This window comes from Bradyrhizobium sp. USDA 3364 (assembly GCF_054056355.1).
In genome coordinates this window covers 2708421-2728010 of sequence record NZ_JBSRYG010000002.1, presented here as the reverse complement: position 1 = coordinate 2728010, position 19590 = coordinate 2708421, and the positions used below count along the sequence as shown (strand labels likewise).

At 64.9% G+C, this 19590-nt stretch carries 17 protein-coding genes; 7 read left to right on the top strand and 10 right to left on the bottom strand.

Features of this window, described 5'->3' with window-relative positions:
• Positions 1-948: a hydroxymethylglutaryl-CoA lyase gene (locus tag ACVILL_RS12765; protein WP_456729361.1), complete on the top strand. Its 948-nt coding sequence runs from the start codon at positions 1-3 to the stop codon at positions 946-948.
• A gap of 85 nt (positions 949-1033) precedes the next feature.
• Here the strand turns inward: ACVILL_RS12765 and ACVILL_RS12760 are convergent, their stop codons facing one another.
• Positions 1034-1915, bottom strand: a complete 882-nt coding sequence (locus ACVILL_RS12760; RefSeq protein ID WP_456729360.1) for a YiiX/YebB-like N1pC/P60 family cysteine hydrolase — start codon at positions 1913-1915, stop codon at positions 1034-1036.
• A gap of 198 nt (positions 1916-2113) precedes the next feature.
• Here ACVILL_RS12760 and ACVILL_RS12755 point away from each other — a divergent pair, with 198 nt between their 5' ends.
• Positions 2114-3517 carry a flavin monoamine oxidase family protein gene (locus ACVILL_RS12755; RefSeq protein WP_456729359.1) on the top strand — a complete coding sequence of 468 codons (1404 nt, stop codon included), beginning with the start codon at positions 2114-2116 and terminating at the stop codon, positions 3515-3517.
• Between the two features lie 1123 nt (positions 3518-4640).
• Complete coding sequence (locus ACVILL_RS12750; RefSeq protein WP_456729358.1) at positions 4641-5438, top strand: helix-turn-helix transcriptional regulator; 798 nt, start codon at positions 4641-4643, stop codon at positions 5436-5438.
• Positions 5439-5477: 39 nt separating this feature from the next.
• Here the strand turns inward: ACVILL_RS12750 and ACVILL_RS12745 are convergent, their stop codons facing one another.
• The gene (locus ACVILL_RS12745; RefSeq protein WP_456729357.1) at positions 5478-7169 is read right to left on the bottom strand and encodes a sensor domain-containing diguanylate cyclase; all 1692 of its coding nucleotides are present in this window, start codon (positions 7167-7169) and stop codon (positions 5478-5480) included.
• Between the two features lie 108 nt (positions 7170-7277).
• On the opposite strand from ACVILL_RS12745, the gene ACVILL_RS12740 reads away from it, so the two are divergent.
• Complete coding sequence (locus tag ACVILL_RS12740; RefSeq protein ID WP_456729356.1) at positions 7278-7994, top strand: YggS family pyridoxal phosphate-dependent enzyme; 717 nt, start codon at positions 7278-7280, stop codon at positions 7992-7994.
• 75 nt (positions 7995-8069) lie between these two features.
• On the opposite strand, the gene ACVILL_RS12735 is transcribed toward ACVILL_RS12740, so the two are convergent.
• On the bottom strand, positions 8070-8855 hold the full coding sequence (locus ACVILL_RS12735) for a 2-keto-4-pentenoate hydratase (RefSeq protein WP_456729355.1): 786 nt from the start codon (positions 8853-8855) through the stop codon (positions 8070-8072).
• Between the two features lie 146 nt (positions 8856-9001).
• On the bottom strand, positions 9002-9541 hold the full coding sequence (locus ACVILL_RS12730) for a L,D-transpeptidase family protein (protein WP_456729354.1): 540 nt from the start codon (positions 9539-9541) through the stop codon (positions 9002-9004).
• A gap of 240 nt (positions 9542-9781) precedes the next feature.
• Between ACVILL_RS12730 and ACVILL_RS12725 the strand changes: the two genes are divergently transcribed.
• Positions 9782-10468: a response regulator transcription factor gene (locus tag ACVILL_RS12725; protein ID WP_194457596.1), complete on the top strand. Its 687-nt coding sequence runs from the start codon at positions 9782-9784 to the stop codon at positions 10466-10468.
• A 57-nt stretch (positions 10469-10525) separates the two neighbouring features.
• Positions 10526-10966, top strand: coding sequence for a Crp/Fnr family transcriptional regulator (locus tag ACVILL_RS12720; RefSeq protein ID WP_456729353.1), 441 nt, complete (start codon positions 10526-10528; stop codon positions 10964-10966).
• A 144-nt stretch (positions 10967-11110) separates the two neighbouring features.
• Here the strand turns inward: ACVILL_RS12720 and ACVILL_RS12715 are convergent, their stop codons facing one another.
• From ACVILL_RS12715 to ACVILL_RS12700, 4 genes are all read right to left on the bottom strand, one after another.
• The gene (locus tag ACVILL_RS12715) at positions 11111-11926 is read right to left on the bottom strand and encodes an exodeoxyribonuclease III (RefSeq protein ID WP_456729352.1); all 816 of its coding nucleotides are present in this window, start codon (positions 11924-11926) and stop codon (positions 11111-11113) included.
• A 68-nt stretch (positions 11927-11994) separates the two neighbouring features.
• Positions 11995-12819 carry an outer membrane lipoprotein carrier protein LolA gene (locus ACVILL_RS12710; protein WP_456729351.1) on the bottom strand — a complete coding sequence of 275 codons (825 nt, stop codon included), beginning with the start codon at positions 12817-12819 and terminating at the stop codon, positions 11995-11997.
• A gap of 100 nt (positions 12820-12919) precedes the next feature.
• Complete coding sequence (locus ACVILL_RS12705) at positions 12920-15406, bottom strand: DNA translocase FtsK (RefSeq protein WP_456729350.1); 2487 nt, start codon at positions 15404-15406, stop codon at positions 12920-12922.
• Between the two features lie 16 nt (positions 15407-15422).
• Positions 15423-16649, bottom strand: coding sequence for an aminotransferase class I/II-fold pyridoxal phosphate-dependent enzyme (locus ACVILL_RS12700; protein ID WP_456729349.1), 1227 nt, complete (start codon positions 16647-16649; stop codon positions 15423-15425).
• Between the two features lie 190 nt (positions 16650-16839).
• Between ACVILL_RS12700 and ACVILL_RS12695 the strand changes: the two genes are divergently transcribed.
• Entirely contained in the window at positions 16840-17313 is a 474-nt protein-coding gene (locus ACVILL_RS12695; RefSeq protein WP_456729348.1) for an NUDIX hydrolase, read from the top strand.
• Between the two features lie 167 nt (positions 17314-17480).
• On the opposite strand, the gene ACVILL_RS12690 is transcribed toward ACVILL_RS12695, so the two are convergent.
• Together ACVILL_RS12690 and ACVILL_RS12685 are read right to left on the bottom strand one after the other, a co-directional pair.
• The gene (locus tag ACVILL_RS12690) at positions 17481-17885 is read right to left on the bottom strand and encodes a GFA family protein (RefSeq protein ID WP_456729347.1); all 405 of its coding nucleotides are present in this window, start codon (positions 17883-17885) and stop codon (positions 17481-17483) included.
• Between the two features lie 230 nt (positions 17886-18115).
• Entirely contained in the window at positions 18116-19564 is a 1449-nt protein-coding gene (locus tag ACVILL_RS12685) for an ammonium transporter (RefSeq protein WP_456729346.1), read from the bottom strand.
• Between the last annotated feature and the right edge of the window lie 26 nt (positions 19565-19590).

Below are 19590 nucleotides of genomic sequence, written 5' to 3'. Positions count from 1 at the left end.
ATGACCCGCGTCCACGATATCTATCCGAACGACAGAGTAAGCCTGCGCGAAGTCGGTCTGCGCGACGGCCTGCAACTGGTGAAGACATTCCCGTCGACCGCCGCGAAACAGCGCTGGGTGCGCGACGAATATGCCGCCGGCGTCCGGCATTTCGAGGTCGGCTCGTTCCTGCCGGCCAAGACCTTTCCGCAATTCGTCGATGTCCGCGACGTCGTCGCGACCATCGCCGCGCTGCCCGGCGCGCATGGCGTAGCCCTGGCGCTGAACGAGCGCGGCGTCAACGAGGCGCTGGCCTCCGGCGTCGCCGAGATCGCCTCGGTGGTGTCGGCGACCGAGGAGCACAGCCAGGCCAATGCCAACCGCTCGCGCGAGTCCGCGATCGAGAACATCAGGCGTCTGTGCGAGCTGCGCGACGCCAGCGCGCACAAGCCGCTGGTCAATGCCGCGATCTCGATGGGGCTGGGCTGCTCGATCGTGGGCGCCGTCGATCCGAACGAGGTGTTGCGCCTCACCGAGAAGCTCTACGAGGTCGGCGTTGACATGGTCGCGATCGCCGACACGGTCGGCTATGCCGGGCCGAAGCAGGTCGGCGAGCTGACGCGCGGCGCGGTGAAGATCGCAGGCTCCAAGCCGGTCTGCGTGCATCTGCATGACACCCGAGGCATGGGCATCGCCAATGCGTCCGCCGCGCTCGACGAGGGTGCCCGCGTGCTCGACGGCTCGCTCGGCGGCCTCGGCGGTTGCCCGTTCGCGCCGGGCGCGACCGGCAATGTCGTGTTCGAGGATCTCGTGTTCCTGTGCGAGAGCAAGGGATTTCCGACCGGCATCGATCTCGATCGCCTGGTCGAGGTGCGTGCGATCCTGAAATCCGAGATGCCGAACGAGCAGCTCTATGGCGGCCTCGCCCGCGCCGGCCTGCCGCGCGGCACCAAGGCGAAGGCGGCGTAGCGTGTTTGCCGTGCATGCTCGATCATGCCGATGATCCACTTGGCGGCTGTGTGCCTGAGGCGGTTGGACCGCCAGGCCGCCGCCATCACGCCTGCGCAGTATCCGCCGCGGTCACTTCCGCAGCCGGAAGCGCCGTCTCTTCGTCAGTCGCTTCAGGAACAAGCGGCGGCGACTTGCATTCTGGAAACACACCGAATTCGCCCGCCACCTCCTGGAGCGGCTTCTGCTTGTCGGCCCAGTGCAGGGTCGTGTAGTCGAAACCGTGCACGATGGTGGGTTTGACGATTTCGAAATAGGGCGAGATGTCGAAATCGCGCGGCATGTAGAGCGAGGAATCGCGGATATGCAGGATCTCGCGGCGCGCCTTGCGGCTGGCAGCGCGGGTGATCTTGGGCAGGATCGGATAGCGCACGGCATCGAACGCCTGCGCGATCAGCGCCGAGCAGATGATCTTGGTCGGATCGCCGGAACCGAACGCGATCATCCGGCGGCGCCAGCGCTGGGGGATCGGCAGCGGAAACAGATAGCGCGCGAGATCGACGATGTTCTTGGTGTCGTAGCCGAAGCCGATGCGGTTGATGGCGTAGCGGCACACCGTGGTGCGGTCCTCGAACGACAGTCCGACCGGACGGCAGAGCCGGGTGTGATAGGACAGATATTTCGACAGCGGCGCCGACGTCACGCCTTCGCCGATATTGGCCTCGATCAGCACATGCTGTTCGCCGTCGGGCTCGAACGCGCCGTCGATCGGTCCGACGAACAGCGCGGCATGCGACCAGGTCGATTGCGTGAGGTATTTGATGATGCCGGAAATCCGGTTGTTGCCTTCGACCAGCAGCACATCGCCGGGCTGCATGATGCCCCGCAGATGGTCCGGGTCGCTCGGCGTGAACGGCTCGTAGCCGGGGATTTCCTTCGACAGGTACCCCGCGAGCCATTTACCGACGGTATCGAGCATTACGCCCATGGATTCCCCCCAGCGGTTCTACGACCGCTTCGTTTGACTTAATCATGGTCGCAAGCCGTTGCAATTTAGTTCATGCCATCAGCGGATCAATCATGATTGATTTACCATGAGTGTTGCTGCGGTCGGTGAGATGCGGCACAGTTCGCGAAGCGTTCCTATTCTCTGCAAGTCGGCGGAAACCATGCCAGAAGCTATGTCATGCCTGTGACCCGCCGAGATTTCCTGTCGGCGTCGGCTGCGCTCGTGCTGGGCGGCCGCGCGCTCGCTGCGGCACCGCCACCGCGCGAGGCCGACATCGTCGTGATCGGCGCCGGTGCCGCGGGCATTGCCGCGGCACGACGCATTGCGTCCGCGAACCGCAAGGTGATCGTGGTGGAGGCGGCGGGCCAGGTCGGCGGCCGCTGCCAGACCGATGCATCGACATTCGACGTGCCGTTCGATCGTGGCGCGCGCTGGATGCACAATGCCGAGACCAATCCGATGATCCGCCTGGCGCGCGCCGCGGGCCTCGACATCGTCACCGCGCCCGCCGGCCAGAAGATCCGCATCGGCCGGCGCTATGCCCGCCCCGGCGAGACCGAGGAATTCCTGGCGGCGCTGGTGCGCGCCAATCGCGCCATCGACGACGCCTCGCGCAAGGCCGATATCGCCTGCGCGGCTGCGATGCCGAAGGATCTCGGCGATTGGGCCGGCACCGCGGAATTCCTGCTCGGCGCCAATTTCAGCGGCAAGGATCTGAAGGACCTCTCCGCCGCCGACAAGGTGCGCGCGCAGGATCGCAACACCGCGATCGCATGCCGGCAGGGCCTCGGTGCATTGATTGCCAAGCTCGGCGAGCAGTTGCCGCTGGCGCTGTCGACGCCGGCGCAGCGCATCCTGTGGAGCAATCGCGACGTGATGGTCGAGACGCCGTCCGGCAAGATCGTCGCGCGCGCCGCCATCGTCACCGTGTCGAGCAACGTGCTCGCGAGCGGCAACATCAAGTTTTCGCCCGAGCTTCCGAAGCGCGCACTGGATGCCGCGGCAAAACTGAGCCTCGGCAGCTACGATCGCATCGCGCTGCAGATCCCCGGCAACCCGCTCGGACTGTCGCGCGATGATGTCATCATCGAGCAGAGCAACTCGACCAAGACGGCGCTGTTCTACGGCAATATCGCCGGCTCCTCGCTGTGCACGATCGACGTCGCCGGCTCGTTCGGCCGCGACCTCTCCGCGCAGGGCGAAAAGGCGATGTCGGCGTTCGCGGTGGAATGGCTGACCAGGCTCTATGGCAGCGAGGTCGGTGGTGCCGTGAAGAAGACCAGCGCGACGCGCTGGAATGCGCAGCCCTTCATTCAGGGTGCGATGTCGGCCGCTGCACCCGGCGCGCAATTCTCGCGCCGGGTCCTGAGCGAGCCGATCGGCGCGATGTATCTCGCCGGCGAGGCCACGCACGAGACGCTGTGGGGCACCGTCGACGGCGCCTGGGAAAGCGGCGAGCGCGCCGCCGACGCTGCGCTGCGCAGGATCGGCGGGATCAAGGAGGCGACGCCGGAGCCCGCCACCCCCGCCGCAAAGCACAAGCGCCGCGGGCCGCCGCGATCGGCCGGGCCGATGAATTGAGCGCGGGTGAGATCAGTCATCGCTACCGGATTTGCGGGCAGGGTGCTGCCGCATAACAGCTGTCGTTCCTGCGAAAGCAGGGACCCATACGCCGCAGCTGACGTTGTGATCGGGACTCGTCGTTCCACCATCGTTCAGCAATAACCATTCGTGGTGATGGGTCCCGGCTTTCACAGGGACGACAGCAGGTTTGTTGTGCTACTTGAGGCATATCCACCCGTCATTCCGGGCTCGACGCTGCGCGTCGTCCCGGAATGACGGGCAGGTCGGATCAGCGAAGCGTGATCCGGCCCCCTTTTTATGCGACCGCGTCGGATTCGATTCGAAATGGTTTCCCCATTCTCGAATCCGATCGGCTAAAAGAACGCGACGCTAAGATCCAACCCGTAAGTCAGCGACAGCAACCATACGAACAGGACGGATCCGCAGAGCAACGCGATCTGCTTGAGCACGTTTGCCCGCAGCGACGATACGGGAAATGCCTGGGCAAAAGCGTTCGCGACAAAACTGGATACGAGAGCCCGCATGATAGCCCGAGAATTGACTAATGGCCGGGCGATATCGCGCGCCGCACGTCGCGCACGATATCGCGGTGCCTCTGACGACGTCGACGGGTGTCCTCGACTTCCCAAAAGGCCCAGACAAAACATGCCCCAAGGCAGACTGATATGACGACGAGCAGGAATGCTTGATCGCTGGCGATCTGAATCATGAAATGTCCAATGTAAACAAGACTTCCAAAACGAACGAAAACGTATGCAAAGCGGCCTTGATCAGGGAACGCTGACGCCCGGCATCGGACCAGTCTGGCGGATCGACACTTTGGTCGGCGGCTGCATGAAAGCTGCGACCGCAGCGAAAATCGCGCATGATAGGACGATGAGAAAGCCGAGGCGCCATCGCGCCTCCGTCCGGTCGTCGTCGGGCGTCCCAAGTGGGCGCGTGCCCTTTGCTGTGCGCATCGTTGATCTCCAAATATCGTGGCGGAGAAGACCAGTCCTCCCAACACCGCATTGAATATCGCGTCACGCGATGCGCCTGGGTACTACCTAGAAAGGTGGCCCGGTGTCCCCTATGCTCGCCGGAGGGCGGTGACCTGCGCAGTTGTTTCGAGGGGGGGGACATGGATCTATCGACGGATTCCACCAATCCGCAGAATCAAAATGTCTATGCGCTCTGGGACCGGCTGGCCGAGTTCTCGGTCGGCGACGGCGACGCCGCCCTGACGCACCTGTTGGCCACACTATGTGCGATGTTATCGGCGCGTAACGCACTGTGGGCCGTGGTGGTGCGATTGCCTTCGCCTACGCGCGGCGACGCCTTGCTCGGCTGGCGTCCTCGCCTCGTCCGGCTTTTGGACCCGATACCGGCGGTGGCCGCTTCTGTGCAGGAGCAGTTCGATACGCTCTGGTCCTCCGACGTCGACCTGTCACAGATCCTTGCCGTATCGGGGAATGAGCCGTTCCGTACCCGTTTGCTCTTCGAAGCGCTGCCGCCGGAATGGTTCGCGGGCAGCCACTATCGGCGGCATTATCTGGAAGTAGGCCTCGCCGACAGCATTTCCGTGCGCTGTGCGCTCAATGACGACGTGAGGATTCACCTATTCATGTTTCGCGATGCGCAAGCGCCCCGCTTCTCGGCGCTGGACAGCGGGCGTCTGGACTTCGTGATGCGCGGGTTGAGATGGTTTTACCGGCAACAACTGCTCAGCCATGGTCTGCTCATCGCCAACGCGCCACTAACCGCGACCGAACGCAGGGTGTTGCTCGCACTGCTCGACGGGTACATGGAAAAGCAGATCGCGCAGAGGCTCGACCAAAGTCCGAACACGACGCATTTCCACGTCAAGTCGATCTACGCCAAGTTCGGTGTGCGCAATCGCTCGGCGCTCGCAGCGCTGTGGCTCGGCAAGTTGCGATAACGAACTACGGCCGCGGTCGGCTCATCCGCCCTGCGCCCCTCAACTCGCGAGCGCCATCCCGGCTTCATCCAGCGTCTTCAGGAATCCGTGCTCGATCACGGCGTTGCGGCCGCGGCGCTTGGCAGCGTAGAGGGCGGCGTCGGCGGCTTCGATCAGATCGCCGGGGCGCTGGGTTTCGTTCGGCTTGGTGGTGGCGACGCCGACACTGACGGTCACGACGCAATGGCTCGAGGACGAATGCGGCACGGCGAGGCCGAGCACCGCAGTGCGGACGGTCTCGCCGATCGCGAGCGCATGCGCGGCATCGGTGTTCGGCAGCAACAGGCAGAATTCCTCGCCGCCATAGCGGCCGGCGAAGCCCATCGTGTCGGCGGCGATCCCGGCCAGCGTCTCGCCGATCCGCGTCAGGCAGGCGTCGCCTTCGGGATGGCCGTAGGTGTCGTTGAAGAGCTTGAAGTGATCGACATCGATCATCATCAGCGACAGCTCGCATTCATATTGATGCGCACGCATCCATTCGAAATCGAGCCGGCTCTGGAAGCCGCGGCGGTTGGCGAGGCCGGACAGCGCATCGATCGAGGCCATCACGGTGAGGCGATCGTTGGACGCGACGAGCTCGCGCTCGCGCTGGCTGAGCTGCGCCGCCATCGCGTTGAAGGCGCGCGCCAGGGGGACGAACTCCGCGGGCAGCTTGTGCTTGGCGACGCGCGCCGACCAGTCGCCTTCGCCGAACCGCCGCGCCATGCCGGTCATCAGCTCGATCGGGTGGATGACGAGCCGCTCGGCGCCGACCAGGGCACCCAGCAAGACGAACAGGCAGACGAAGCCGAGCTGCAGATAGGCGGTGCGGATATCGCGGTTGATCGCCGCCGTCACCTTGGCTTCATCCATGCTCACGATCAGCCGGGATTGCGTTCCGGTGATGCGCGCGAAGCTCAGCGTGCGCCGCGTGCCGTCGGACGCGGTGAACGATATCGAGCCGGACGGCTCGTCATAGCTCAGCGCCTTCTCCGCGATCGCGGCCATCAGCGGGATGGTGTCGAGCGAACGGCCGATCAGGCTCGCATGGTCCGCGGGCGCTGCGACCACGACGCCGGTGCTGTCGACCAGCACGGCCGACATGCCGGGCTGGCCGCCTAGATTGGCCATGATCTGCGACAGCCAGTCGATATTGATGCCGGCGACCACGACGGCATCCTGTTCCGGATTGATCGCGGCCACCGGATAGGCCGCCATCATCATCGGGCGACCATTGGTCCTGCCGCGCAGATAGTCGCTGAACACGAAGCCGCGATTGTCCTGCGCTTTCTTGAAATATTCGCGGTCGCCGAGATTCATCCCGACCTGGCTGTTGAGCGTGGAGCACTGCACGACGCCGTCCCTGGAGACGAACATGATGCTCCGGATCCAGGGCAGCACTGTCGGCAGGCTGGCGCGCAGCACCTCGCAGCTCTGCCCGATCCCGCCGGCGGCGCGGATATAGGCGGCCGATTTCAGCATGGTCTCGACCGAGGAGACCACTTCGCGCTGGGTTTCGGCGGCCTGCGCGGTCAGGTTCGCATAGCCGACAGAGGCCTGCGCGATCTGCTTGCTGCGGGAATCTTCCAGCGTGCGGACGCGGTCGAGCATCAAAGGCGCGACCAGCATCAGCGCAAGCAAGGCCAACCGGGCACGAATTCCCAGAACCTTCTTGAGTCTGACCCGGTTGCGGTTGAAAGTGACGCCCGACATTCTATTCCCTTGCCCGCGTGCAGGGTAAAATGAAGGGCTTCAAAAAGCCTTTCCCGAATTTGGTAAAATTCGAGCCAACCCCCGCACCTGTCAGAGAACGGCACAAGCATGACGCAAAGCCCGACCAGGCCGTTATCGGCTGATTCACCACATGACCCTGCCTCCGGCCTCGCCGCGGTGGAGCAGGAGATCCTGCATGCCTGCAAGGAAGCGCGGCGCGACCGTGCATCGGTGACGCTGATCGCGGTGTCGAAGACATTCGCAGCCGGCGCAATTTTGCCGATTATCGGCGCCGGACAGCGCGTATTTGGCGAGAATCGCGTGCAGGAGGCCAAGGGCAAGTGGCCGGAGTTAACTCAGGCTCATCCCGGCTTGAAGCTGCATCTGATCGGGCCGCTGCAATCGAACAAGGCCAAGGAGGCGGTCGCGCTGTTCGATGCAATCCATTCGGTCGATCGCACCAGCATTTGCGAAGCGTTAGCCAAAGAAATCAAATCTCAGCAGAAGCAGCCGGAATTGTTCGTCCAGATCAATACCGGCGAGGAGCCGCAGAAGGCCGGCGTCGCGCCGCAGGACGCGGATACCTTCATCGCGGCGTGCCGCGACAAGTACGGCCTGCCGATTTCAGGGCTGATGTGCATTCCGCCGGTCGACCAGGCGCCAGCGCCGCATTTTGCATTGTGCGCCAAGATCGCCGCGCGCAATGGCTTGAAGAATCTTTCGATGGGAATGAGCGCGGATTTCGCCGTGGCGATCCAGATGGGCGCGACCCACGTGCGGGTGGGGTCGGCGATCTTCGGGACGCGGACGGTGCCGCATAACTGACGAGGAGCGGGCCGAATAACTCTTGTCGTCCTGGCTTTCGCCAGGACGACGCTGGTGTTTGCGGTGGCGCTGCGCCTACGCGAACTTCACCGACACCTTCCCGATCGCGCCGAAATCGGCCGCGAACACATCGCCCGCCGCGATCGGCAGCGGCGGGTGGCAGGTGCCTGTGGTGACGACTTCGCCGGCCCGCAACGTCACCCCAAGCGCGCGCAATTCGTTGGCGCACCAGGCCAGCGCGATCCGGGGATCGCCGAGCACGTTCTTGCCGTGGCCGGTGTAGCGCTCGCCGCGCAGCGTGATGGTCGGGCGTTCCTCGACCAGATCGATCGCGCGCCAGTCTGCGGTCGTCGCGTCTCCGAGCACGAACAGATGCGCGCAGGCATTGTCGGCGATCAGCTGCGCCTCGCCGGCGGCGACGAAATCGGCAAAACGCGAATCCGGAATCTCGATCGCCGGATGCAGCGTGCCGACGGCTTCCAGCACCTCCTGCACGCTGTAGGGCGTCGTGCGCGGCGCGAGATCACGCGCCATGCGGAAGGCGTATTCGGGCTCGCCGACGCGCATCTCGTTGCCCTTCATCGACGCGGTACCGCCATCCGGTATCAAGGTCTCCGCGAGGATGCGCCCCGCCAGCGGTCCCGCGACATTGATGTGCTTCTGGCCGGCTTCGCTGGTGGCCGCGATCTTCCAGCCGAACAGTTGTTCGCGCGACGTCTTCTCCAGCGCGGCCTGCACCGCGTAGCCCTCGGCGCGATTGCGTGGGCGCATTGAACTGTCGAGCGTGCCGAGTTTTGTTCCCGCGAGCCAGTGCTCGTGCAGGACTTTTGAGGCGGCGACGATCTGGTTGTTGTCGAGCATGGTTGTGTCCGCAAGTGCGATGTTGTTCCGTAAACACCCTAACCCTCATCCTGAGGAGCCGCGAAGCGGCGTCTCGAAGGATGCAGGCCACAGTCGGGCCTCATGGTTCGAGACGCGCAGGGCGCTCCTCACCATGAGGATGAAGACTAGCCGATCACGATCCGGGTCTGCGGCGACATCCGCCGCAACAGCCGCAGCATCGACGCCTTCGTCATCGAGACGCAGCCCGCGGTCGGCGCGAAATTCGGCCGCGCCAGGTGCAGGAACACTGCGCTGCCGCGGCCGGCGACGCGCGGGGCGGCGTTGTGATCGATCTCGACAATGAAGTCGTAGAGATGGTCGTCGCGGGTCAGGCGGTCGCCGGCCTGCTCCCGATCGAGCCGGATCGGCTGGTTGTAATGGCGGTCGGTGGGATCCTCGCACCAGGCGTCCTCGCGGCGGATCGGCCGGGTCGGCAGGAAGGTCGTGGGCCGCTGGTGCCGGTCGGCGCGCCACCACAATTGCCTCGGATGGAAGACGCCGCGCGGCGTGCCGCCGTCGCCCTCGCGCTTGTTGGCGAGGATTCCGCCGCGCCCAAGCGCGACGGGAACGGTCCAGCCTTCGGCCGTCAGCCAGCCCCGGCGCGGGTCGCCGGCGGCGCTGCGGACCTCGATGGCGGTGAGCGGTCGATCACGTTTAACTGTCATATAAGTGATTGAAATAGCTGATCTTCCTCTTGGAATCGTTCCAAACTGAACTTGCCTTGGATGGCCAGGTCATTCTATCTCCCGGCATTACAGGACATTCACGTCCTGCCCCGCCGGATTTGAGGTAAGCTCAGTTGCCTTGTGAATCGGTAACAATCGCCTACCTGAACACATATCTAGCCGATGTTACGGCCATAAGCCTGTCCGCTTCTGACCGCCCCGCCCCGAAGGATTGTACCTATGGCCAATGCCCGCAAGATCTTGATCGTGGATGACGATACCGATCTGCGCGATACGCTGGTCGAGCAGCTGTCCCTGCACGAGGAATTCGAAGCCTCCGCAGTCGACACCGGCGCCAAGGGCGCCACTGCCGCCAAAGCCAATTCCCCCGATCTGGTCCTGATGGACGTCGGCCTGCCCGACACCGATGGCCGCGAAGTGGTCCGCAGCTTACGCAAGGGCGGCTTCAAGGCGCCGATCATCATGCTGACCGGCCACGACACCGATTCCGATACCATCCTGGGCCTGGAATCCGGCGCCAACGACTATGTGGCAAAACCGTTCCGCTTCGCGGTGCTGCTGGCCCGCATCCGCGCCCAGCTGCGCCAGCACGAAGCCAGCGAGGACGCGGTGTTCTCGGTCGGCCCCTACTCGTTCCGGCCCGGCTCCAAGATGCTCACCGGCGCCAATGCCCGCAAGGTGCGGCTGACCGAGAAGGAAACCGCGATCCTGCGTTTCCTCTACCGCGCCGGCCAGTTGCCGGTGTCGCGCGAGACCCTGCTCCAGGAAGTCTGGGGCTACAATTCCGGCGTCACCACCCACACGCTGGAAACCCACATCTACCGCCTCCGCCAGAAGATCGAGAAGGACGCCGCCAACCCGGAAATCCTGGTCACGGAAGCCGGTGGCTACAAGCTGGTGCCGTGATACGCTTTGCGCTCAACGATTCGTGAAATCGAGGCGCACCGCGGTTACCGGACCTGAATGTCGATCGATGATGACGTAGCCCTGCTCGAGCGGGTCCCGACAATGCGTCTGTTGGGCGAGAGCTCCCTGCGCATGCTGGCGATCGGCTCCGAGCAACGTGACTTCAACGCGGGCGAGGTGCTGTTCAAGACCGGCGACACCGCCGACGCCGGCTATGTCGTGCAGCGCGGCACCTTCCGCGTCGAGGAGGGCGGCGCCGAAATCATCGCAGGCCCCGGCGCGCTGATCGGCGAGCTCGCATTGATCGTCGCGATGAAGCGGCCGTCGACCGCGACCGCGCTGGAGCGCGGCTCGGTGATCCGCGTCGCACGCAGCCTGTTCCAGCGCGTGCTGGAGAGCGACCCGGCCGCAGCCCGCCGCCTGCGCGACGAACTCGCGCTGCGCACCAGCCAGCTCGCCAGCGATATTTTGATGGCGGGCGGGAAGCTGAGCACGTAGCCGTTGTTAGCGACAGCTCGATGATCCGTCACCCTGAGGAGCGCGCTCTTGCGCGCGTCTCGAAGGGTCGACGGCCACCAGCCGGGCCGTGCATCCTTCGAGACGCGCGTTCCGCGCTCCTCAGGATGACGGAAATAAGGGCCCTCACACCTCCAGCACCGCCGTCACCGGCACATGGTCCGAGGGGCGCTCCCAGCTGCGGGCGTCGCGGGTGATCCTGAAATCGCTGACCTGGTCCTTCAGCGCGCGCGAGACCCAGATGTGGTCGAGCCGGCGGCCGCGATCGCCGACGGTCCAGTCCGCGGCGCGGTAGCTCCACCAAGTGTAGACCTTTTCCGACATCGGGATCCGCTCGCGCGCGATGTCGAACCATTCGCCATGCGCTTGCGCGGCGAGCAGCTTCTCGGTCTCGACCGGCGTGTGCGAGACCACCTTCAACAGCTGCTTGTGCGACCACACGTCGTTCTCATGCGGCGCGACGTTGAGGTCGCCGACCAGGATGTGGCGGTCGTCGCCGCGCGGATGCAGCGGCTCGCAACTCTTCATCTCGTCGAGGAATTGCAGCTTGTGCTCGAACTTCGGATTGAGCGCGGGATCCGGAATGTCGCCGCCGGCCGGGACGTAGAAATTATGCAGCACCAGCAGCTTTGCGAGCTGCGCCTTCTCGCCGAACGAAACCGAGATGTGCCGCGAATCGATCTTGTCGCAGAACGTCCTGATATCGGTGCTCTCGAACGGCAGCCGCGAGACGATGGCGACGCCGTGATAGCCCTTCTGCCCGTTCAGCGCGACGTGCTCATAGCCGAGCCGCTTGAAGCGCTTCAGCGGAAACGCATCGTCGATGCATTTGGTCTCCTGCAGGCACAGCACATCCGGCCGCGCGCTCTTCAGGAATTTGGCGACGATGTCGATGCGCAGGCGCACCGAATTGATGTTCCAGGTGGTGACGGAGAACCGCATGAGAACCGCGTCTTAGCATGGTTCTCAGTGCAGGTTTCAATTGTCCACAGGCGAGGGAGAAGAGTGCGTCAGCCCGGCGAGGTGCCGGGATAGGTGGTGAAGTCGATCTTGAACAGCCCCGGATCGGGCTTCTGCGTCGCGTCGAGATTGTAGACGGCAACCGTCGTGTCGTAGCCCTGCGGATCGGTGACGGTCCACTGCTTGAGCTTGCCGTCCTTGGCGCCGATCATCAGCAGGAACCGGCTGGTGCCGACCAGCGCCTGCTTCTCTTCGATCGTGATGCTGACGAACACGTCGTCGGCGGTGACGCTGATGACGTTGGTGTCCTTCATCAGGTCGATGCGGTCCGACAGCAGATAGCGCAACGGGGTCTGCGACAGCGGATAGACGTCCTGGGTGGCGAGCCTGCGGTCGCGCACCGCGACCGACGAACCGTCGGCGATCACCTCGATGGTGCTCGGATCGTCATATTCGAAGCGCAGCTTGCCGGGCTTCTGGATGTAGAAATCGCCCTTGGTCTTGGTGCCGTCGGGGCCGACCTGGACGAAATTCCCGACCAGGGTCTGCAGCGACGACAGATAGGCCGAGACCTTGGCGGCCTGCGCCTTCTGGTTGGCGTCGAAGGTCTGGAAAATATTCGCGGGGACGTTGCGGCGCGGATCGGGGATCACCGGGTTCGGCGGTGCCTGGGTGGCGCCTGTCGTGGTCGGGCCCTTGTCCGCATTGGTCTGCGCGCCGGCGTCCTTGGCCTTCGGCGCGGTCTTGGATCCGGCGTTGGGTGCGGGTTTCGGCGTCGTCGGCGCGTTCTGCGCAGTCGCGCCACCGGCGATCGCGGCGGTGACGAGAAGAGCCAGCGCAGTGCGCGTGCCGCGGTCAATGAGGTATTTTGCCATCAGATATGTCAGATCTCTGTTCGACGCTCGTCCCGCTTGGCCGGATTTTATCCCGCCTCTTCCGAGGGAGATATGGTTTTTCCGTGATGATCGCCCCCGATCAGAACTGGCCTTCTTCCTCTCCGACCAGGATTTCGCGCTTTCCGGCGTGATTCGCCGGGCCGACGATGCCCTCAAGTTCCATCCGCTCCATCAACGAGGCGGCGCGGTTATAGCCGATCTGCAGCCGGCGCTGGATGTAGGAGGTCGACGCCTTGCGGTCGCGCTTGACGATCGCAACCGCCTGCGTGAACAGGTCGCCGCCGCCGTCGCCACCCATGCCGGTGGCATCGAACACGGCGCCGTCCTCGTCGGTCGGCTCTTCCGCGGTGACGGCCTCGAGATATTCCGGGGCGCCTTGCGTCTTGAGGTGACGCACCACCTTCTCGACTTCTTCATCCGACGCAAACGGGCCGTGCACGCGGCTGATGCGGCCGCCGCCCGCCATGTAGAGCATGTCGCCCTGGCCGAGCAGCTGCTCGGCGCCCATCTCGCCCAGGATGGTGCGGCTGTCGATCTTCGACGTCACCTGGAAGGCGATGCGGGTCGGGAAGTTGGCCTTGATCGTGCCGGTGATGACGTCGACCGACGGACGCTGTGTGGCGAGGATCACATGCAGCCCGGCGGCGCGCGCCATCTGCGCGAGGCGCTGCACCGCGCCTTCGATGTCCTTGCCGGCGACCATCATCAGGTCAGCCATTTCGTCGACGATGATGACGATATAGGGCAGCGGCTCGAGGTCGAGCTTCTCTTCCTCGTAGATCGCCTTGCCGGTCTCCTTGTCGAAGCCGGTGTGCACGGTGCGCGTCAGCTCTTCGCCCTTGGCCTTGGCTTCGACGAGGCGCGCATTGTAGCCGTCGATGTTGCGCACGCCGAGCTTGGCCATCCGCTTGTAGCGCTCTTCCATCTCGCGCACGGCCCATTTCAGGGCGACCACGGCCTTCTTCGGATCGGTGACGACGGGCGTCAAAAGATGCGGGATGCCGTCATAGACGGAGAGTTCCAGCATCTTCGGATCGACCATGATCAGGCGGCACTGATCCGGGCGCAGCCGGTAGACCAGGCTCAGGATCATGGTGTTGATCGCGACCGATTTGCCGGAGCCGGTGGTGCCGGCGATCAGCATGTGCGGCGTGCGCGCGAGATCGATGATGACGGGATCGCCGCCGATCGTCTTGCCGAGGCACAGCGGCAGCTTGGCAACCGAATCGACGCTTTCCTTGGCGACCAGGAGCTCGCGCAGATAGACCTTCTCGCGATGCGCGTTCGGCAGCTCGATGCCGATCGCATTGCGGCCGGCGACCACGGCGACGCGGGCCGACAGCGCGCTCATCGAGCGCGCGATGTCGTCGGACAGGCCGATCACGCGCGACGACTTGATGCCGGGCGCCGGCTCGAGCTCGTACAGCGTGACCACCGGGCCGGGATTGGCCTTGACGATCTCGCCGCGCACGCCGAAGTCCTGCAGCACGCCTTCGAGCGAGCGCGAATTGGTTTCGAGCTCGGCCTTGCTCAGGGGCTGGCGATCGCTGGCCTTCGGCGCACTGAGCACGGAGACCGACGGCAACTCGAACTTGTCGGAGTTCTTCTTCTTGACGCGGGGCTCGGCCTTCTTGCGCGGGGCGCGGGCGGCGGGAGCTTCCTCCTCGTCCTCTTCTTCCTCATCGTCCTCGCCGAGATCCTCGGCGTCGTCCTCGTCCTGGTCGTGACCGTCATGCGCGGGCGCGATCGAGGGCGCCGCGCGGCCGCCGCCGATATTGGGCTCCTGGCGCTCGAACGCGGAAGCGCGGCCCTGCGATCCGCTCGACACCAGCGATCTGTAGGCGGTTGCGAACAGCCAGCCGAGCCGCGCCTTCGCGCTCATCAGCGCATGGAACAGCCAGCCCAGCGAGACCGAGCTGCGGTCGTTGTCCTCTTCCTCGACGAACGGCTCGTCGTCATCGGAGATCGGCGTCAGCTCGTCATCCTGCTCCCTGGCGCCCCAGCCGCAGGCAAACAGGAAGACCGGGACCATCGCGACGAACAGGATCAGGCCGAGCACGACGCGATAGAGGAAGCCGGGCGGGCCAAAGACCACCGCAGGCGCGCGCAGCAGCGCATCGCCGACCACGCCGCCGAGCCCGGTCGGCAGCGGCCATGACGTATTGTGCGGCCAGCAGCCGGCGAAGCCCGCCGCGATCACCGTGCACAGGATCCAGCAGCCGAGCCGCAGCGCCTCGCGGTCGAACGGACGGTGCGTCAGCATCCGCCAGCCCCAGACCGCGACCGGCAGCACCAGCATGATCGCGCCGAGGCCGAGGATCTGCATCAACAGGTCGGCGCCGATTGCGCCGGGATAGCCGAGCACGTTGCGGATCGCGCGCGAGGTGGCGTGGCTCAGCGACGGATCCTGCACCGACCAGGTCATCAGCGCGGCGGTGATCGCGCCCGACAGCGCGATCAGGCCGAGCCCGGTGAGTTCGCGCAGCCGTCGCGCCAGCGCCTCGCGCAACGAGAGCGGCAGATGGCCGACCAGGGGGATGACACGTTCGATCGCTGGCATACTCAATCTTCGCGCTTCGCGATTAACCCAGGGTTTCGACCAGGCGATGCATCGCCTCGGCCGTCGATTCACTGTCGGAGACCAGCGCAAGGCGGATATAGCCCGCGCCCGGATTGGAACCGTCGTTCTGCTGGCGCGCCAGATAGCTGCCGGGAATCACGCGCACGCCGGCGTCGCGATAGAGCCTGACGGCAGCCGCCTCGTCGCCGCCGCGCTCGGAGACGTCGAGCCAGACGCAGAAGCCGCCGGCCGGCCGCTTGTAGCCGTAGCGATTGCCGAGGATCTGGTCGGCGAAATCGAACTTGATGCGATAGAGCCTGCGGTTCTCCTCGACATGCGCCTCGTCGCCATATGCGGCGACGCCGACATGCTGCAGCGGCACCGGCACCTGAGGTGCTGCGACATTGCGCAGCTCATGGAACGCGGCGAGAAATTTCCTGTCGCCCGCGGCGAAACCGACGCGCATGCCCGGCAGGTTCGAGCGCTTCGACAGCGACTGGAACGCAACGACATTGCTGAAATCGGGACCGGCGCATTCCAGGATGCTGCCCGGCGCCTCGCGGGTGTAGATCTCCGAGTAGCATTCGTCGCTCAGGATGATGAAGCCGTAGCGATCGGCGAGCTGCTTCAGCCGCGTGAAGTAGGCGCGCGAGGCGACCGAGCCCTGCGGGTTGGCCGGCGAGGCGATGAAGAACGCGACGGTGCGCGCCAGCGTCGCCTCGTCGATCGAATCAAGGTCGGGCAGAAAACCGTTGGCGAGCGTGGTCGGCAGATAGATCTGTTCGCAGCCGGCGGCGCGGGCGCCGGCGCCATAGGCCGGATAGAACGGATTCGGCATCAGGATCGCCGGCCGGCCCTTGCGCGCCGAGACATAGCGCGCCGCCGTGATTGCGGCAAAGAACAGCCCCTCGCGGCTGCCGTTCAGCACCATCACCTCGCTCTCGGGATCGACCGGCCGCGGCAATTGGAACCGGCTCGAAAGCCAGGTCGCGACTGCGCGGCGGAACGGCTCGATGCCCTTGGCGATCGGATAGCGGCCGAACTCGGCGGTATGCTTTGCCAACACCGGCCCGACGAAGTCGGGCACCGGGTGCTGCGGCTCACCTAATGACAGCGTAATCAAGGGCTTGGCAGGCTGATAGGGTGCCAAAAGCTCGGTCGTACGCAAAAACGGGGAACGCTCGGCCTGGCCGGCGGATGCGACATCGCCGGCGCCCTGCGCCAAGCCGGATGAGGCGGTCATTGCCATGGTTGAAATGCCAGTACTTTCACTGCGGTCGGGGGTAGGGGCGCCGACCGTAAACCGATCAAGTCACCATAGATAGGGCGAGGTTAAGACGCGATTAACCATCGGCGCCGCGGCGCGATCGGCCGGCGCGTGATATCAGCGCTGACCCAACCGAGCCTTATCGAAATTGCGCCGAAATTTGCTCCTGGACATGATCCACCGCCGCGCCATCAGGGCGCTCATCATTACCGGCGAACGCGAAGTCCTGCTGCTGCGGATTCGCCCGCCGCACGGCGGCGACCGTTTCTGGATCGCGCCCGGCGGCGGCATCGAGGGCGACGAGACGCCGGAAGCGACGCTGCAGCGGGAACTGGCCGAGGAATTGGGGCTGATCGATTTCGCGCCCGGCCCGACGGTCTGGCGGCGTCACCACACTTTCAACTGGGGCGGCCGACGAATCTCCCAGAAGGAGGAATATCGGATCGTTCACGCGGATCGCTTCGCGCCCGTGATGGCCGATGAGATCGAGGCGAAGGTGCTCGATTGCTTCCGCTGGTGGCCGATCGCCGACCTATCCGGCGCGGAGGAGCGCCTCACGCCGCTGTCGCTCGCCGACATTCTCGAACGCTATTTGTGCGACGGCGCACCGAGCGAATTGCCGGACGAAGAGGTCCTGATCGACTGACGCTGCATGGGCTACGTCTTAACCTCCCCTTGAAAAGGGAGGTCGCTTTGCCCGCCGGGCAAAGCGGGTGGGGATCAACTCTCTCCGCTTGCAGCGTCGCCTGCGGCTGACCCCCATCCCGGCCTTCCCCCTTTCAGGGGGAAGGAGACGTCTTCGATGTGCGACCTCTACCGCGCCGGCAGCTTCTCGAACGACGGCTTGCCGTCGGGCAGATGGTGGAAGGTCTGCTTGTCGCAGGTGTAGATCGTCATCTGCGGGGTGAAGACGCTGGGGTCGTCGAAGGTGCCGACCTTCAGGATCGCGGCGGGCAGGCCCGGCACCTTGGTCACGAGATGGGTGCCGCATTCCGGGCAGAACTCGCGGGTCACCGCGCGCTCGAGGTCCTTGCGCGTGAACTGCTTGGGTTCGCTGGCGGTGTATTTGAAGCCCGAGGCCGGCATCGCCATGAACATGTTCGGTCCGCCGCCGGTGATGTACTGGCATTCGCGGCAGAGGCATTGCGCCGCCATCATCGGTTCGCCCTCGGCCTCATAGCGCACGTTGCCGCAATAGCACCTGCCTTGCACCTTCATGACGTCCTCCGTTCTTATTGGTTGTAGCCCGTCATTCTACGATGACAGACAATTCCAACATTATTTTCTCAGACCGCCAAAAAAAGAAAGGGGCTCCAACTTGCGCTGGAGCCCCTCAACGGCCCGGACATTGCCGGGTATGTGTCCGGACCGTAGTTCTGGGAACGACCGCTTGGGGAGGTCGCGCCCCGGGAGAACCCAAATTAACGGCCCTCAAGGGCCGTTAATTTTTACATGTTGTAGGCGCGCTCCGTGTGCTCGGTGATGTCGAGGCCTTCGCGCTCGGTCTCGACGTTGGCGCGCAGGCCGACGATCACGTCGACGATCTTGTAGAGGATCGCCGAACCGATGCCCGACCACACCAGCGTGGTGGCGACGCCCCAGCACTGGGAGGTCATCTGCGCCACGAAGTCGTAGTCGGCGACCTTCGGCGGGATCGCGGTGTAGTCGATGATACCCGCACCGCCGAGCGCCGGGTTGACCAGGATGCCGGTGCCGAGCGCGCCGACGATGCCGCCGACGCAGTGGACGCCGAACACGTCGAGCGAGTCGTCATAGCCGAGCGCGTTCTTCACGACGGTGCAGAAGAACAGGCAGACCACGCCGACCACGAGGCCGAGTACGATGGCACCCATCGGACCGGCATAGCCGGCCGCCGGCGTCACCGCGACGAGGCCCGCGACCGCGCCGGAGAGCGCGCCGAGCAGCGAGGGATGGCCTTTGATGATCCATTCGGCGAACATCCAGGACAACGCCGCCGCGGCCGTCGCCACGAAGGAGTTGGTCATGGCCAGCGCAGCGCCGCCATTGGCTTCGAGGTTCGAACCAGCATTGAAGCCAAACCAGCCGACCCAGAGCAGCGAGGCGCCGATCATGGTCATTGTCAGCGAGTGCGGAGCCATCAACTCCTTGCCATAGCCGGTGCGCTTGCCGATCAGGAGCGCGCCGACCAGGCCGGCGATGCCGGCGTTGATGTGCACGACGGTGCCGCCGGCGAAGTCGATCGCACCCTTCTTGAAGATCCAGCCGGCGTCGGCGTTGATCTCGTCGAGCTTGGCCTGCGCCGCGGTCTTGGCCGCGCCGTCAGCCGCAGCGGCGAGCGCCTTGGCGGCATCCTGGATCGCGTCCGGGCCCGGCCAGTACCAGACCATGTGCGCGATCGGGAAGTAGATCAGGGTCACCCAGAGCGGGATGAACAGCGCGATCGCCGCGAACTTCATGCGCTCGGCGAAGGCGCCGACGATGAGCGCCGGCGTGATCGCCGCGAAGGTCATCTGGAAGCACATATAGACGAGCTCCGAGATGTTGGCGTCGACCGAGAAGGTCGCCGCCTTCGAGTCCGGCGTGACGCCCATCAGGAACGCCTTGGAGAAGCCGCCGATGAAGTCGGAGCCGCCGGTGAAGGCGAGGCTGTAGCCGTAGAGAGCCCAGAGCACGGTGACGAGGCAGACCGTGTAGAACACCTGCGCCAGCACCGAGAGCATGTTCTTGGAACGGACGAGGCCGCCATAGAACAGCGCGAGGCCCGGGATGGTCATCAAAAGCACCAGCACCGTCGAAGTCAGCATCCAGGCGTTGTCGCCCTTGTTGACGGTTGGCTCGGCGTAAGCGGCGGTCGCGGCGAAGAGGCCGACTGTGAGGGCCGCCAGTCCCGCGCCATAGGGACGCTTGAACGTCATGTTATTTCACTCCTGAGGTCTTAAGG

What these genes read in the sequence shown, in the direction of transcription:
- ACVILL_RS12750 (WP_456729358.1), top strand. Translation starts at nt 4,641, where the DNA reads ATGGATCTATCGACGGATTCCACCAATCCGCAGAATCAAAATGTCTAT.
- ACVILL_RS12710 (WP_456729351.1), bottom strand. Translation starts at nt 12,819, where the DNA reads ATGGCAAAATACCTCATTGACCGCGGCACGCGCACTGCGCTGGCTCTT.
- ACVILL_RS12695 (WP_456729348.1), top strand. Translation starts at nt 16,840, where the DNA reads ATGATCCACCGCCGCGCCATCAGGGCGCTCATCATTACCGGCGAACGC.
- ACVILL_RS12745 (WP_456729357.1), bottom strand. Translation starts at nt 7,169, where the DNA reads ATGTCGGGCGTCACTTTCAACCGCAACCGGGTCAGACTCAAGAAGGTT.
- ACVILL_RS12765 (WP_456729361.1), top strand. Translation starts at nt 1, where the DNA reads ATGACCCGCGTCCACGATATCTATCCGAACGACAGAGTAAGCCTGCGC.
- ACVILL_RS12715 (WP_456729352.1), bottom strand. Translation starts at nt 11,926, where the DNA reads ATGCGGTTCTCCGTCACCACCTGGAACATCAATTCGGTGCGCCTGCGC.
- ACVILL_RS12735 (WP_456729355.1), bottom strand. Translation starts at nt 8,855, where the DNA reads ATGCTCGACAACAACCAGATCGTCGCCGCCTCAAAAGTCCTGCACGAG.
- ACVILL_RS12685 (WP_456729346.1), bottom strand. Translation starts at nt 19,564, where the DNA reads ATGACGTTCAAGCGTCCCTATGGCGCGGGACTGGCGGCCCTCACAGTC.
- ACVILL_RS12760 (WP_456729360.1), bottom strand. Translation starts at nt 1,915, where the DNA reads ATGGGCGTAATGCTCGATACCGTCGGTAAATGGCTCGCGGGGTACCTG.
- ACVILL_RS12725 (WP_194457596.1), top strand. Translation starts at nt 9,782, where the DNA reads ATGGCCAATGCCCGCAAGATCTTGATCGTGGATGACGATACCGATCTG.
- ACVILL_RS12690 (WP_456729347.1), bottom strand. Translation starts at nt 17,885, where the DNA reads ATGAAGGTGCAAGGCAGGTGCTATTGCGGCAACGTGCGCTATGAGGCC.
- ACVILL_RS12730 (WP_456729354.1), bottom strand. Translation starts at nt 9,541, where the DNA reads ATGACAGTTAAACGTGATCGACCGCTCACCGCCATCGAGGTCCGCAGC.
- ACVILL_RS12755 (WP_456729359.1), top strand. Translation starts at nt 2,114, where the DNA reads ATGCCTGTGACCCGCCGAGATTTCCTGTCGGCGTCGGCTGCGCTCGTG.
- ACVILL_RS12740 (WP_456729356.1), top strand. Translation starts at nt 7,278, where the DNA reads ATGACGCAAAGCCCGACCAGGCCGTTATCGGCTGATTCACCACATGAC.
- ACVILL_RS12700 (WP_456729349.1), bottom strand. Translation starts at nt 16,649, where the DNA reads ATGGCAATGACCGCCTCATCCGGCTTGGCGCAGGGCGCCGGCGATGTC.
- ACVILL_RS12720 (WP_456729353.1), top strand. Translation starts at nt 10,526, where the DNA reads ATGTCGATCGATGATGACGTAGCCCTGCTCGAGCGGGTCCCGACAATG.